The sequence below is a fragment of the Sinorhizobium medicae genome (genome assembly GCF_007827695.1).
GTDB classification, from domain to species: Bacteria; Pseudomonadota; Alphaproteobacteria; order Rhizobiales; family Rhizobiaceae; genus Sinorhizobium; species Sinorhizobium medicae.
Genome location: NZ_VITA01000012.1, coordinates 197,946 through 210,872, shown reverse-complemented (window position 1 = coordinate 210,872; position 12,927 = coordinate 197,946). Strand labels below are relative to the sequence as shown.

Here is a 12,927-nt window from a genome sequence, read left to right as displayed (position 1 = left end):
AGAGCCAGCACACGGTCTTTAAAGACCAGGATTCCGACGGCCTTCCGCCCGCACCCATATAAGCACAGTTTCGACACACAGGATTCCTGTGACGAACACAGGAATGACGGAGATTGGCGAGGGGTGGGCGTTACGGCAGCTGCCGTTTGCGCGCTGTGCAAGCCATCTCTCCCCTTTCCCTCATTTCTGTGCTTGTCACAGAAATCCAGCAGCGCCGCGTCTGCGGCGCGGGAATCTCTCTTCTTCCCTTGCTATCCTTTGCGGATCTCGCTCAGCGTCCGCGTCGGCGTGATCGCTTCCGGATCGAGCTTGACCTCGATAATGGCGGGCTTGCCGCTTTCACGCGCACGCAGGAAAGCGTCCGCAAACTCCTCGGTGCGCGCCACCGTTTCGCCATGTCCGCCATAGGCGCGGGCAAGTGCGGCAAAATCCGGGTTCGTCAGATCCGTGGCACTGACGCGGCCGGGATATTCGCGCTCCTGGTGCATGCGGATCGTGCCGTAGATGTTGTTGTTGATGACGAGCACGATAAGGGGGAGTCCGTAGCGGACGGCCGTCGCGAATTCCTGGCCGTGCATGAGGAAACAGCCGTCTCCGGCAAAGCAGATCACCTCGCGGTCGGGATGCAGATGCTTGGCTGCGACAGCGGCCGGCAGGCCGTAGCCCATCGAACCGGAAGCGGGAGCAGCCTGCGTGCCGTAACGGCGGAAGCGGTGGAAGCGATGGAGCCAGGTCGCGTAGTTGCCCGCACCGTTGGTAAAAATCGTCTCCGGCCCCGTATTCGCTTCCAGCCAGTTGACGATCGGGCCCATCTGAACGTCGCCCGGTCCCTTTTCCGGCGGCGTCGACCATTTGAGATAGGCAGCATGCATTTCCCTTGTGCGGGCGGACCAGCTGGGTTCGGCCGCAGGCGTCAGGCCGGAGAGCGCCGCGACGAAGTCCTGCGGGCTCGCGGCAATCGCGAGGTCCGGACGGTAGACCCGGCCGAGTTCCCCCGGATCCGGATGGACATGCACCAGGGTCTGCCTGGGGTAGGGGACGTCGATCAGCGTGTAGCCGGAGGAGGGCATTTCCGAGAACCGGCCGCCGATGAGGAGGATGAGATCGGCTTCCCTGATCTCTCCTGCCAGTGCCGGATTGATGCCGATGCCGACATCGCCCGCATAATTCGGGTGCAGGTGGTCGAAAAGCATCTGCCGACGGAAGGAGCAGCCGACCGGGAGGTGCCAGCGTTCGGCGAAGCTCTTGAGCCCGGCCGCGGCTTCGGCAGACCAGCGCGTGCCGCCGAGAATGGCGATCGGCCTTTTCGCTGAAGAGAGAAGTTCCGCGAGGCGCGCGATTTGGCGGGTTCCAGGGTGGCTTTCCACCGGTTGGTAGGCGCGTGCGGCCGGGGCCTCGGCACTCTGTGTCAGCATGTCCTCCGGCAAGGTCAGGACCACTGGGCCGGGGCGGCCGGACGTCGCGACGGCGAAGGCGCGAGTGACGAATTCGGGGATGCGTGCCGGGTCGTCTATCTCGCCCACCCATTTTGCGACCTCGGTGAAGGCGCGACGGTATTCGATCTCCTGGAAAGCCTCCCGCTCGCGCGCCTCCCGCTGCACCTGGCCGATGAAGAGGATCATGGGAACCGAATCCTGCCGTGCCACATGGAGCCCGGCGGAGGCATTGGTTGCGCCCGGGCCGCGGGTGACCATGCAGATGCCCGGTTCGCCCGTCAGCCGTCCCCAAGCATCCGCCATCATGGCCGCGCCGCCCTCCTGCCGGCAGACGACGACTTCGACGTCCGAGTCGTAGAGCGCATCGAGCACGGCCAGATAGCTTTCGCCCGGAACGCAGGAGATGCGCTTCACCCCATTGGCGACAAGCGCCTCCACCACCAGTTGTCCGCCCGTTTTCATGTCCGCACCTCCCAATGCTGTCCTGATTCGCCGATGTCAGATCGCCGGCGATACCGGCGGGATACTCGCCGTTTTGTGAACCTGCCGCTCTCGCCATATGATATAGAGGCCGGAGCCGATGATGATCGCAATGCCCAGCCACTTCAGCGCGTCCGGCAGATCCCCGAAGACGAGCCAGCCGAAGATCGTTGCCGAGACGATCTCGAGATATTGCAGCGGCGCGAGCACCGAGGCGGGCGCGGCCCGATAGGCATAGACGCCGAGCACGCCGGCAATTGTAGCGACGACACCGACGCCGAGCAGATGATACAAGGCGCGCCCGTCGGGCCAGACCGGATCGAAAACGGCGGATCCGGTGCCCTCGCCGCACCAGAGCAGCACGAGACAGAAAAGACCGCCCCAGATGCCGGCATGGAACTGCATCGACCAAGGGTCTTCGCTCTGCGCGACCATCCGCGTCACGAGCAGAAAAAAGGCGAGGCCGAAGGCAGCGACGATCGGTAAAAGCGCGATCAGGCCGACCTCCTGCATGCTCGGCTGGATGACGAGCAGCGAACCCAGGAAGCCGACACCGCAGGCGGTATAGCGGCGCCAGCCGATCGTCTCCTTCAGGAAAATGCTGCCGAGAATGGTAAGGATGATCGGTTCCACGAAGAAAATGGCGATCGCATCGGCCACTTCCATGACCTTCAGCGCCGTGACGAAGGAAAGCATGGTCACAACCAGGAGCCCGCCGCGCAGCGCATGCAGCGCGCTCTTGCGCCATGTGAGATCGAGAACAGTGCCGCGCAAAAGGACGATCGGCAGAATGAAGGCGACCTGCAGCAGAAAGCGTATAGCCGTGATCTCGGCCGAGGGCACCGTTGCGACAGCGAGCTTGGAGAAGATGTCGATCAGCGGCGAAAGCAAGACCGAAACGACCATCAGAGTCAGACCGTAAGAGATCCGGTTCTGATCGATTGCCGCTTTGGGAAGAGAGAGCTCGCTCATCGGCCCTGACGCTTTCTCCGGATCTCCTCAAGACACCAGGCCGCGAATTCCTCCGTCGCCTGTTCCCGGCCGACTTCGTTGAGTGTTTCGTGGCGCATGCCCTGATGGATCGTGGTGGTGACATCGCTCATGCCCTGCGCCTTCATGCGGCTGCCGAGCCAGCGAACGGCCTCGCCGTCGAAGGTGGAAGGGTCGGCGCTGCCCCCGGCAAGGTGGACCGGCAGGTTCGACGGCAGCCGTGAAAGGCGGTCGGCGCGGGCTCCGGCAAAGGCAAAGGCGAAGACGTCGAGCCACAGTGAGACAGTGGGGTCAAAGCCGCAGAGTGGATCGGCGATATATTTGGCAACCTCGCTCTCATCCCGTGACAGCCAATCGAAATCAGTCTTCCGGTTGGCAACACGCGCGCCCCACGCGCCGAAGGTGAGTTTCGTCATCAGCGGACTTGGCACGTCCGAGCCCTTCAGCATCTTCTCGATCGCCAGCAGCAACTGCCCGGCGCGGCCTGCAAGTCCCGGCCGGAAGTTCGCGTTCCAGACCGCCAGCAGGTCATAGCGTCCAGGATCGTCTTCGGCGGCGTTCAGTGCAATCAGGCCACCCATCGAGTGGCCGAAAAGCACGACCGGCAGGCCGGGTTTATCGACGACCGCCATGTCGCGGAGCGCATGGAGGTCCGTGACGACCTTTGAGGCACCTTCCCGATGCGCGAACATGGCAAGCGGTGCGTCGGGAGCGCGGCTTGTACCATGGCCGCGGTGGTCATGGGCGTAAACATGGAAGCCCTTGTCGGCCATGGCCTCGGCAAAGCGGGCATAGCGGCCGGAATGTTCGGCAAGACCGTGGCTGATGACGAGAATAGCCCGCGATTGGCCGGCGGCGGCGAAACTGCGCCAGCCGAGAGTCGCACCTGTCGGGCTTCGATGCGTCCTTACCTGCCCGAACATGCCATCGCTTCCCCCAAGTTGCGGATGCCGTCCGGATATCAAATCGATTTGAGTGGGAAAGGCAATCGCAGCTTGTTGCTCGTTGTGCATGAGATCACAACGAATTCGCAGGGAGTCCGGCAGTACCGATTCAAGGTTGCAATTTACTCGCATATGTAGTTATTTGTTCCTGTTTTGTTTTCTTTCGGAGGATCGGCGCAATGCAGGCAAGGGAATGGGTAAATCTGGTGAGGGTAGCCGCGGTGGCATTGGGAATGGCGAATGCTTCCCTCGCGGCGGCTCAGGAGAGTTCGGCGGGCGAGAATGAAGCTGGGGGGGCGCCGAGGACCGAATATATCCTTGCCGTAAGCTGGCAACCGGGTTTCTGCGAGACGCGGCCGGATCGCAAGGAGTGCGTCGATCAGACAGCGAGGCGGTTCGATGCGACGCATTTCTCTCTTCATGGCCTGTGGCCGCTCAAGAAGAGCTATTGCGGTGTGGAAGCGGAGCTCAAAGTGCGCGACCGTAAGGGCGATTGGCTGGATCTGCCGGAAGTCGCCGTGCAGGACGAGACGGCCAAGCGCCTGCTCGTTGCCATGCCGGGCGTCAAGTCGGGCCTCGACCGCCACCAATGGTTGCGCAACGGCACGTGCCACACCGCGAATGCCGAGGACTATTTCGCACTGCAGCTGCGGCTTCTGGACGAGATCAACAGCTCGGCGGTACGTACGCTCTTTGCCGATCAGATCGGCAAAGAACTCGATGAAAAGCAGATCAAGCAGGCCTTCGATCAAAGCTTCGGGGCTGGCGCCGGCGAGCGGGTGCGTATGCGCTGCCAATCGGTGAACGGCCGCAGCGTGATCACCGGACTGACGATCGGGCTTTCGGGCGAACTCTCGGGTAAAGCGGAGCTTGCGGAGCTGATTCAGGCGGCAGGTCCGACGGAGTTCAAATGCGGGAAGGGTATTGCAGCCGCTGCAGGCCGGGGCTGATCGGTCGCAAGTCGCATTCGGTGGGTGGCGGGAGCCGTCGAGCAGAGGGCCTTTGGCGTTGCCCCGCCACCATATTTCGCCTACATAGCGGGCAAAATTTCTTCCGATGCGGAGCATTCCCTCTATGGCACGTCAGTTCATCTATCACATGGCCGGGCTCAACAAGGCCTATGGCAACAAGAAGGTCCTCGAGAACATCCATCTCTCGTTCTATCCGGAAGCGAAGATCGGCATTCTCGGCCCGAACGGGGCCGGTAAGTCGACCGTGCTCCGGATCATGGCGGGCCTCGATACCGAATATACCGGCGAGGCATGGGTCGCCGAAGGTGCGAGGGTCGGCTATCTCGCACAGGAGCCTCAGCTCGACGCTCAGAAGAACGTGCTCGAGAACGTGATGGAAGGGGTCGCCGCCAAGAAGGCGATCCTCGATCGCTACAACGAGCTGATGATGAATTATTCCGACGAGACCGCGGACGAAGGCGCAAGGCTCCAGGATGTCATCGATAGCCAGAACCTATGGGATCTCGACAGCCAGGTGGAGATGGCGATGGAAGCCTTGCGCTGCCCGCCGGCGGACGCGGATGTCGCCAATCTGTCCGGTGGCGAAAAGCGCCGTGTCGCTCTTTGCAAGCTCCTCCTGTCGCAGCCCGAACTGCTTCTGCTCGACGAACCGACCAACCATCTCGATGCGGAAACGATCGCCTGGCTCGAGAAGCATCTGCGCGAATATCCGGGTGCCGTGCTGATGGTCACTCACGACCGCTACTTCCTCGACAACGTCACGGGGTGGATTCTCGAGCTCGACCGCGGCCGGGGAATTCCCTACGAGGGCAACTATTCCGCCTATCTGCAGTCCAAATCCAAGCGCATGGCCCAGGAAGGGCGCGACGAGGCTGCCCGCCAGAAAGCGATCAGCCGCGAGCAGGAGTGGATCTCATCGAGCCCGAAGGCTCGCCAGGCGAAGTCGAAGGCGCGTGTGCGCGCCTATGACGAGCTGGTCAAAGCGGCCGCGGACCGGCGTCCCGGGGACGCGCAGATCATCATTCCCGTCGGCGAGCGCCTGGGACAGGTCGTCATCGAGGCGGAGAATATTTCCAAGGGCTACGACGACCAGTTGCTGATCGACGGCCTGACCTTCAAGCTGCCGCCAGGCGGCATCGTCGGCGTCATCGGCCCGAACGGCGCTGGCAAGACGACGCTCTTCCGCATGATCACCGGCCAGGAGCAGCCGGACGGCGGTTCCATCCGCATCGGCGACAGCGTGCAGCTCGCCTATGTCGACCAGAGCCGCGATGCGCTCGATGCGAATAAGACTGTCTTCGAAGAAATTTCAGGCGGCAACGACGTCATCAAGCTCGGCAAGCACGAGGTCAATGCGCGCGCCTACTGCTCGGCCTTCAACTTCAAAGGCGGCGATCAGCAGCAGAAAGTCGGCACGCTTTCCGGTGGCCAGCGCAACCGCGTGCACCTTGCAAAGATGCTGAAGTCCGGCGGTAACGTCGTGCTGCTCGACGAACCGACCAACGACCTCGACACGGAGACTCTGGCGGCGCTCGAGGATGCTCTCGAGAACTTTGCGGGTTGCGCAGTGATCATCAGCCACGATCGCATGTTCCTCGACCGTCTCGCCACCCATATCCTCGCCTTCGAGGGCGACAGTCACGTCGAGTGGTTCGAAGGCAACTTCGAGGATTACGAAAAGGACAAGATCCGCCGTCTCGGTCCGGACTCGGTCAATCCCAAGCGGGTAACCTACAAGCGCCTGACGCGTTAACGCCGTACGCTTGTGGTGGCGTAGAGCTGAAGTGCAAAACGACAAACGTCCGATGGCTGCACAAAGAACAAAAGTCCTTTACGGCGCGGACGCGCCGTAGCTGGGTGCCTGTGGCACGCACAGGCATGAGGGGAGTGTGTCGACTGCCTTGCAATTGATCGGGATGCCCGCGGGAACGCGCACTCCGATCCTTTCTCATGCCTTGTCACAGAGATCCGGCAGCACCGCGTCTGCGGCGCGGAAGCGACATTCCAGCCCGAGGACCCGGTCTGGCCGGATTCCTGTGACGAGCACAGGCATGGAGGAGTGTGCGCGTCTGCCGCGCCAGAGACCTGCGGCGACAGCTACGGTCAGGTGGCGAGCCGGCAACTGATCCGCGCTTATCCTCCATGCGTCATTCCGTTGTCTCCCCGCGCAAATCTCTTGCGCGGCCGACGCAAATCACATAAACATATCTTTATGTGTTGATGGGGAAGACGATGGCTGATCGGGAAATGCTTGGTTTGGATTCGCTGGTCGACGTCTTGAAGGCGGCGGGCGAGCCGACGCGCATGCGCCTGCTGGCGCTGCTCTCGGCCGGCGACCTGACGGTGACCGATCTTACCGAAATTCTCGGTCAGTCGCAGCCGCGTATTTCCCGCCATCTTAAATTGCTCGCCGAAGTCGCGCTCATCGACAGATACCAGGAAGGCGCCTGGGCCTATTTCCGTTTGCGGCAGGAGGGCCGTCGCGTCGCGCTGATCCGGGAACTGCTCGCCTCGGCCGCGGCCGACGATGCAATTCTGGCGAGGGACGCAATCCGTCTTGCTACGCTGAAAAGAACCAGAGCCGAGAAGGCGCAGGCCTATTTCAGCCGCAACGCGGCCGAATGGGACAAGCTCAGACGTCTGCATATCGCCGAAGGCGATGTCGAGGCGGCGCTCAAGGCGATGGTCGGCGACGAGCCGGTCGACAGCTTGCTCGATCTCGGTACCGGAACGGGACGCATCCTGCAGCTGTTCGAGGGCATCTACCGGCGCGGCATCGGCGTCGACGCCAGCCGTGACATGCTGGCGGTCGCGCGATCCAATCTGGACAGGGCCGGCATCACCAAGGCTTCAATCCGCCACGGCGATATCTTCAACCTGCCGCTCGACGGGCAGTCCTTCGATCTCGTCACGATCCATCAGGTGCTGCACTATCTCGAGGAGCCGGAAGCCGCCATTGCCGAGGCCGCGCGCATGCTGGTACCGGGCGGTCGGCTCGTCATCATCGACTTCGCGCCGCATGGTCTTGAACATCTGCGTGACGAGCACGCCCATGCGCGCCTCGGCTTCTCGCACCAGACAATGGGCGATTGGCTGCAGAAGGCAAATCTCTCGCTCGAAAAAACAACCGACCTTGCGCCGGAAGGCGGGCAGGAGGGGAAACTGACTGTCACCATCTGGCTGGCGCGCGATCAGCGCGCGGTCGAATCCGTTGCCGACATGCCGCGCCAGCGCCTTCATGCAGGGGGAGTTTGAGAATGAACGGACGGTTGCCCAATGCCGTGGACTGCCGCGGGATCAGATTTTCTTTCGAATACTTTCCTCCGAAGAATGACGAGATGGAGGCTCAGCTGTTTCAAACCGTAACGGCTCTCTCCGTCTTCGCGCCCGCCTTCGTCACCGTCACCTACGGTGCCGGCGGGTCGACCAAGGCGCGCTCCCTGACGACGGTTAAGCGGATGATCGGGGAGATGGCAATCGGGAATACGGCGGCGCACCTCACCTGTGTTGGCGCGCCGAAGGCGGATGTGGACGCGGTCGTCGACGAGTTCGTGGCTTGCGGAGTACGCCATTTCGTGGCGTTGAGGGGCGACCCCCAAGGCGGGATCGGCAGCGTCTATGAGCCTTTTCCGGGCGGCTATGAAAATGCCGCGGACCTCGTCAAGGCTCTGCGGGCACGAGGCGATTTCGAGATCTCTGTCTCGGCCTATCCTGAGAAGCATCCGGAAAGCTCCGACGTCGCTGCCGACATAGACATGCTGAAGCGTAAGGTCGACAAGGGCGCGACGCGTGCACTCACGCAGTTCTTCTTCGACAATGACGACTTCGAGCGCTATCTGGAACGCGTACGGCGCGCCGGCATCGGGATACCGGTCGTGCCGGGAATACTGCCGATCAACAACCTCGCCCAGGTGCAGAAATTCGCCGGACTTTGTGGCGCCAGGGTACCGGAGTCGCTTATTTCGCGGCTCGGTCCCTTAAACGACCGACCGGAGGAGCGCTTCAGGGAGGCAGCCCATATCGCGGCCGAGCAGATTGCCGATCTCGTGCGGCGCGGCGTCAACGACTTTCATCTCTATACGATGAACCGCCCGCAACTCGTCACGGCCGTTTGCGGATTGATCGGCTATGAAGCGGAACGCGCGTCGGCTCAGCCGGTAGACACCGAGCGCTCGTTCCGGGCGGCCGCGACCGGGTGACGTTTGCCGTCCTGCGAACTACGATGACCATGGAGAAAGCCCATGAACGCAGCGGCGTTCATGGGCTTTCTGTTGTTACAGCCTGTCAATAAATGCCTGAGCGGCCCGTTTGACCTGCCTCGCTTTGAAATGGCTTTTCCGGAAGCCCCTGCTTCGGCGGACTTTCAGTGGCCTGAATCACACGAAAAGCATTATGGCCACGAATGCGAACGCTGCACTGATCATTAGGACGTTAAACGAGTGCGCAAGTCCCATAAGCTGATCCTCCCTGCGTTACGGGTTAAAACATAGGGCGAAAAAACGGCGGGTGAAAGCGAAACTTGTGCTGCACTGCGAACGCCGAGCGCCGAATTTTCCGGAGATCGGACCTAACTAGCTGGAATAAGGGCGATTTTCGAAAGACACAGTTTATTCACAATTGCTGCCAGAAGGTTAACGTAACCGCCTGTAACGCTGCGTGAGCGGGTGACGTGACGATGAATCGGTGAATCGCCGCACACCGGACGTGGGCTCGGCGACGGCGGTGGGATCACCGTCCCGGGAAAATTCCGAGCCTCAGGATGCGCCCGTCAAGGACAACCAGACCGGCGGCAATGAGCAGCATTCCGGCGAGGTCCGTCGCCTGCAGCGTTTCTCCCAGAAAGAGATATCCGAGCAGGATGGCGCTTGGCGGCACCAGCAGCGTTACCAGCGAAGTGTTCGTGGCGCCTGCTTCAGCCATGATCCGGAAGAACAGGATGTAGGCATAGGCGGTCGACACGAGCGCCAAGCCGAGGATGGCGAGCACTGTGGTGAGCGGCGGCATCGGCATGGCCCAAGGCGTATCGACGAGCACGGCGACCGGCAGCATGACAAGCGTCGATGCGGTCAGCTGACCTGCGGCGGTCACCGGCGGTGCCAGATCGCGGAAGCGTTTGCCATAGCTGCCGGAGAGACCGTAGCTTCCAGCGGCGAGTACCGGCAGAACGAGTGCCCAGAGCGGCACGTCGCCGGCCGTGCCGAAGAGCCCTGCCGCTGCGCTCGGACCTATGAGCACGATGGTACCGGCAAGCCCGAGCAGGCAACCGCTGAACTTGGCGACGCTGAGCTTTTCGTCCTCGGTCGCGACGTTTGCGATGACGACCGTCCAGATCGGCGTCGTCGCGTTGAGGATGGCAGCGAGACCGGCACCTATATGCGTCTGGCCGAGAAAAATGAAAGCATGCGGAATGGCGTTGTTGATGAGCCCCATCAGCAGGAATTCGCGCCAGCGTTCTGCAAGCGCCTGGTAGATGCCGTGGCGCCCGAGAAGATAGAAATGCAGGGCGAGAGCTGCGAGGCTCAGGCGCATGAACACGAGGGTGAACGGCGGCACATGGGCAACTGCCACGCGGGCGAAGAAAAAGGACCCGCCCCAGATGAGGCCGAGTAGCGCGAGCAGTGCCCAGAGACGCAACGTCATCTGAGTGCTGATGGAATTTGCGGGTGAAGCCATATCTCGCCTGCGCTGGAGCCGCCGGGCTCAGGCAGGGGCTGGCCGGGGATGTTGGACTGGCGTAAGCAATACGCCAGCGAAGCGGGTGTCGCCACCCGCTTCTTGTGTCGCCTGCAAGTAGGCGGAAATCCCGGAGCGCCTTCAGGAAAGGTCGGGCATGCCATTCTGTCCGAATTTGCCTGGCCCGAAAAGGCGTCTCAGCAAAACGCCGAACGCTCTCAGAGCGCCTCCAGGAGATTCTGCGTTGCCCAACCGTCCGCGGGAAGCCCGAGTTTCAGCTGTTCCTTCTGCAGCGCAGCACGCGTGCCCGAGCCGAGGATCCCGTCGATCTTGCCGACGTCGTGACCAAGTGCCTGCAATCGGGTCTGCAGGGCCTTCATCTCGGCGTCGCCGAGCCCGGGTTCCGGGTTGCCCTGCTGATAAGGGGGGGCGCCGGCCAGTCGGGTCGCGAAGTAGGCGGCGGAGGTGGTGTATATGAAGGACTGGTTCCACTCGAGATAGATGTTGAAGTTCGGATAGGTCAGGAAGGCGGCGCCCTTGCGGCCCTGAGGGAGGACGAGCGAAGCTTCGAGCGCACTGTTGGACGTGTTGCCGTCCCGCGGGGTGACGCCGAGAGCAAACCAGTCGCCGGCCGTCATTCCCGGCTGCAGGCCCGTCTTCTCCCAGGGAAGCTGATCCGGGACCCGGACTTCCTGGATCCACGGCTCGCCGGCCTTGAAACCGAGGCTCTGAATGAATTTAGCCGCCGTCAGGATCGCATCCGGAGAGCTCGTCTTGAGATTGACATGGCCGTCGCCGTCGCCGTCGATGCCATAGGCAATGATATCTTCCGGCAGCATCTGCACCTGGCCGATCTCGCCCGCCCATGCACCGGTCGTCGTCGCGGGATCGAGATCGCCGTGCTGAACCATTTCGATCGCGGCGAGGAGTTGCGGCCGGAACATTTCCGGGCGGCGGCAGTCATGTGCGAGCGTCACCAATGCGTTCAACGTATTGAAATCACCCTGTACGGCGCCGAAGTCAGTTTCCATCGCCCAAAACGCGGTGATCACGGGCGCCGGCACGCCGAATTCCTGCTCGGCCCGGGCAAAGACTTCGGCATATTCCCGCATCTTCCGTGCACCGATGTCGAGGCGCGACTTGCTGACGGTTCGCTTCGAGAACTCCGTGAAGGTCTGCTTGAATACCCCTTGCGCCCGGTCGCGGCTCAGCACTTTCTGGTCGATAGCGGCGCCCGCAAGCGCCCGCTCTGCCGCGTCTGCGGGGATGCCCTTGGCAATCGCTTCCGCCTTGATTCCCGCGAGGAACGTGGCGAGATCGCCGCCGCACGCAACGGCCGGATTTCGTGGCTGAGCCGGAGCTTGCGCCAGGGCCGGCGCGCCGGCAACCGCGAGCAATCCGAGGGAGAGAAGGGCTTTGCGCGCTAGGCCTGTCATTGCAATTCCTTTCCGTGGCCGGCCGCACAAAGTGCCGCCGGGCCTGAACTCTGTCGAGGGTGACTGCCGGTGCTCTCTCAGAGCATTATGACCGAATGAAGAAATGCAGAGCACGCCGCTGCTTCTTGTGGTCTATCTCGCCTGCGAAACAGTCGCGACCCACTTCTTCCAATTTCTGTGGGAGCCTGCGAAGGCGTTGATGTCCGTGCTGCCTTGGATGCCGGGGATCACGCCTGTGCTGGTATATTGCCAGAAGGCCCACCGGCGATCGACGTAGATATCCTTCGGGTGCTTGGCGACGGACCGCACCCAGAAATGATAGTCATTGAAGGCGCCGACCAGATTGTCGCGATGAAAATCGACCGACGTGTAGATGATTGGCCGTTTGCCGTAATGTGCCTCGAGCCGATCCATGAAGCGCTTCATTTCGGAGCGCACCGTCTCGGGCGCCGGTCGGGTGCGGCAGGTCTTGGATTCGCCATTCCACTCGACGTCCAGGACGGGCGGCAGGTAGACGGCGCTCTTCGGCACATTGGCGATGAACCAATTGGCCTGCGCATCGGCGGTCGAGCAGAAATAATAGAAATGGTAGGGCGCGTAGGCGATGCCGGCGGCGCGCGCCTGGGGCCAGTATTCGTGGAAACGGGCGTCCACTCTGTCCTTGCCTTCCGTGGCCTTGATGAAAGCGAAGGACACGCCGGAATTCTTGACCTTGCGCCAGTCGATGTCGCCATTCCACTTGGAGACGTCAATTCCGTGAACGTTGTGATGGTGTGGCGTGTTGCCGCCGAAATCCTGCGGATCCGTGTCGTGGAAGCGAGGCTGTATGGAAGCCGTCTTGATGAGGTCGTAGTCGGTCGACGTGCAGGAGGACAGGATGGCTGCGATGGGCAGCAAAGCCACGAACAACCGGCGCATGAGGGCTCCGCTTGCAGACGAAAGACGATCTTGCCTCACGCGATGATTTCCATAGTTGGTGAGTTCCCCAGGGAGGTGT

Annotated in this window: 11 protein-coding genes; 5 read left to right on the top strand and 6 right to left on the bottom strand. The window is 62.1% G+C overall.

Annotation, left to right across the window (positions count from 1 at the left end):
* Positions 1-251: 251 nt before the first annotated feature.
* Genes FB009_RS20880 through FB009_RS20870 form a run of 3 tightly spaced genes read right to left on the bottom strand, consistent with a single transcriptional unit; the run spans position 252 to position 3,829 of the window.
* Complete coding sequence (locus tag FB009_RS20880; protein ID WP_127580719.1) at positions 252-1,898, bottom strand: thiamine pyrophosphate-binding protein; 1,647 nt, start codon at positions 1,896-1,898, stop codon at positions 252-254.
* A gap of 36 nt (positions 1,899-1,934) precedes the next feature.
* The gene (locus FB009_RS20875) at positions 1,935-2,888 is read right to left on the bottom strand and encodes a DMT family transporter (protein ID WP_011976250.1); all 954 of its coding nucleotides are present in this window, start codon (positions 2,886-2,888) and stop codon (positions 1,935-1,937) included.
* On the bottom strand, positions 2,885-3,829 hold the full coding sequence (locus FB009_RS20870) for an alpha/beta fold hydrolase (RefSeq protein ID WP_011976249.1): 945 nt from the start codon (positions 3,827-3,829) through the stop codon (positions 2,885-2,887). The genes FB009_RS20875 and FB009_RS20870 overlap by 4 nt, the downstream gene beginning before the upstream one ends.
* A gap of 200 nt (positions 3,830-4,029) precedes the next feature.
* On the opposite strand from FB009_RS20870, the gene FB009_RS20865 reads away from it, so the two are divergent.
* The 5 genes from FB009_RS20865 to FB009_RS20845 all read left to right on the top strand — a co-directional run bounded on the left by FB009_RS20865 (position 4,030) and on the right by FB009_RS20845 (position 9,248).
* Positions 4,030-4,800: a ribonuclease T2 gene (locus tag FB009_RS20865; RefSeq protein WP_011976248.1), complete on the top strand. Its 771-nt coding sequence runs from the start codon at positions 4,030-4,032 to the stop codon at positions 4,798-4,800.
* A gap of 124 nt (positions 4,801-4,924) precedes the next feature.
* On the top strand, positions 4,925-6,574 hold the full coding sequence (gene ettA, locus FB009_RS20860) for an energy-dependent translational throttle protein EttA (protein WP_102045203.1): 1,650 nt from the start codon (positions 4,925-4,927) through the stop codon (positions 6,572-6,574).
* Positions 6,575-7,053: 479 nt separating this feature from the next.
* Complete coding sequence (locus FB009_RS20855) at positions 7,054-8,076, top strand: ArsR/SmtB family transcription factor (protein ID WP_011976246.1); 1,023 nt, start codon at positions 7,054-7,056, stop codon at positions 8,074-8,076.
* A gap of 2 nt (positions 8,077-8,078) precedes the next feature.
* Entirely contained in the window at positions 8,079-9,020 is a 942-nt protein-coding gene (gene metF, locus FB009_RS20850; RefSeq protein ID WP_011976245.1) for a methylenetetrahydrofolate reductase [NAD(P)H], read from the top strand.
* A gap of 42 nt (positions 9,021-9,062) precedes the next feature.
* Positions 9,063-9,248, top strand: coding sequence for a hypothetical protein (locus FB009_RS20845; RefSeq protein ID WP_020487246.1), 186 nt, complete (start codon positions 9,063-9,065; stop codon positions 9,246-9,248).
* A gap of 301 nt (positions 9,249-9,549) precedes the next feature.
* Here the strand turns inward: FB009_RS20845 and FB009_RS20840 are convergent, their stop codons facing one another.
* The 3 genes from FB009_RS20840 to FB009_RS20830 form a co-directional block, all read right to left on the bottom strand.
* The gene (locus FB009_RS20840) at positions 9,550-10,494 is read right to left on the bottom strand and encodes a DMT family transporter (protein ID WP_011976244.1); all 945 of its coding nucleotides are present in this window, start codon (positions 10,492-10,494) and stop codon (positions 9,550-9,552) included.
* Between the two features lie 218 nt (positions 10,495-10,712).
* Positions 10,713-11,930 (bottom strand): lytic murein transglycosylase, encoded by a 1,218-nt coding sequence (locus FB009_RS20835; protein WP_011976243.1) that lies wholly within the window; start codon positions 11,928-11,930, stop codon positions 10,713-10,715.
* 132 nt (positions 11,931-12,062) lie between these two features.
* A complete protein-coding gene (locus tag FB009_RS20830) occupies positions 12,063-12,848 on the bottom strand; it encodes a glycoside hydrolase family 25 protein (protein ID WP_011976242.1) in 786 nt (261 codons plus the stop codon).
* Between the last annotated feature and the right edge of the window lie 79 nt (positions 12,849-12,927).

Excerpts from the sequence above, each read along its gene's own strand:
- FB009_RS20875 (WP_011976250.1), bottom strand. The coding sequence starts at position 2,888 with ATGAGCGAGCTCTCTCTTCCCAAAGCGGCAATCGATCAGAACCGGATC.
- FB009_RS20855 (WP_011976246.1), top strand. The coding sequence starts at position 7,054 with ATGGCTGATCGGGAAATGCTTGGTTTGGATTCGCTGGTCGACGTCTTG.
- FB009_RS20870 (WP_011976249.1), bottom strand. The coding sequence starts at position 3,829 with ATGTTCGGGCAGGTAAGGACGCATCGAAGCCCGACAGGTGCGACTCTC.
- FB009_RS20835 (WP_011976243.1), bottom strand. The coding sequence starts at position 11,930 with ATGACAGGCCTAGCGCGCAAAGCCCTTCTCTCCCTCGGATTGCTCGCG.
- FB009_RS20865 (WP_011976248.1), top strand. The coding sequence starts at position 4,030 with ATGCAGGCAAGGGAATGGGTAAATCTGGTGAGGGTAGCCGCGGTGGCA.
- FB009_RS20880 (WP_127580719.1), bottom strand. The coding sequence starts at position 1,898 with ATGAAAACGGGCGGACAACTGGTGGTGGAGGCGCTTGTCGCCAATGGG.
- FB009_RS20840 (WP_011976244.1), bottom strand. The coding sequence starts at position 10,494 with ATGGCTTCACCCGCAAATTCCATCAGCACTCAGATGACGTTGCGTCTC.
- ettA (WP_102045203.1), top strand. The coding sequence starts at position 4,925 with ATGGCACGTCAGTTCATCTATCACATGGCCGGGCTCAACAAGGCCTAT.
- FB009_RS20830 (WP_011976242.1), bottom strand. The coding sequence starts at position 12,848 with ATGCGCCGGTTGTTCGTGGCTTTGCTGCCCATCGCAGCCATCCTGTCC.
- metF (WP_011976245.1), top strand. The coding sequence starts at position 8,079 with ATGAACGGACGGTTGCCCAATGCCGTGGACTGCCGCGGGATCAGATTT.
- FB009_RS20845 (WP_020487246.1), top strand. The coding sequence starts at position 9,063 with ATGAACGCAGCGGCGTTCATGGGCTTTCTGTTGTTACAGCCTGTCAAT.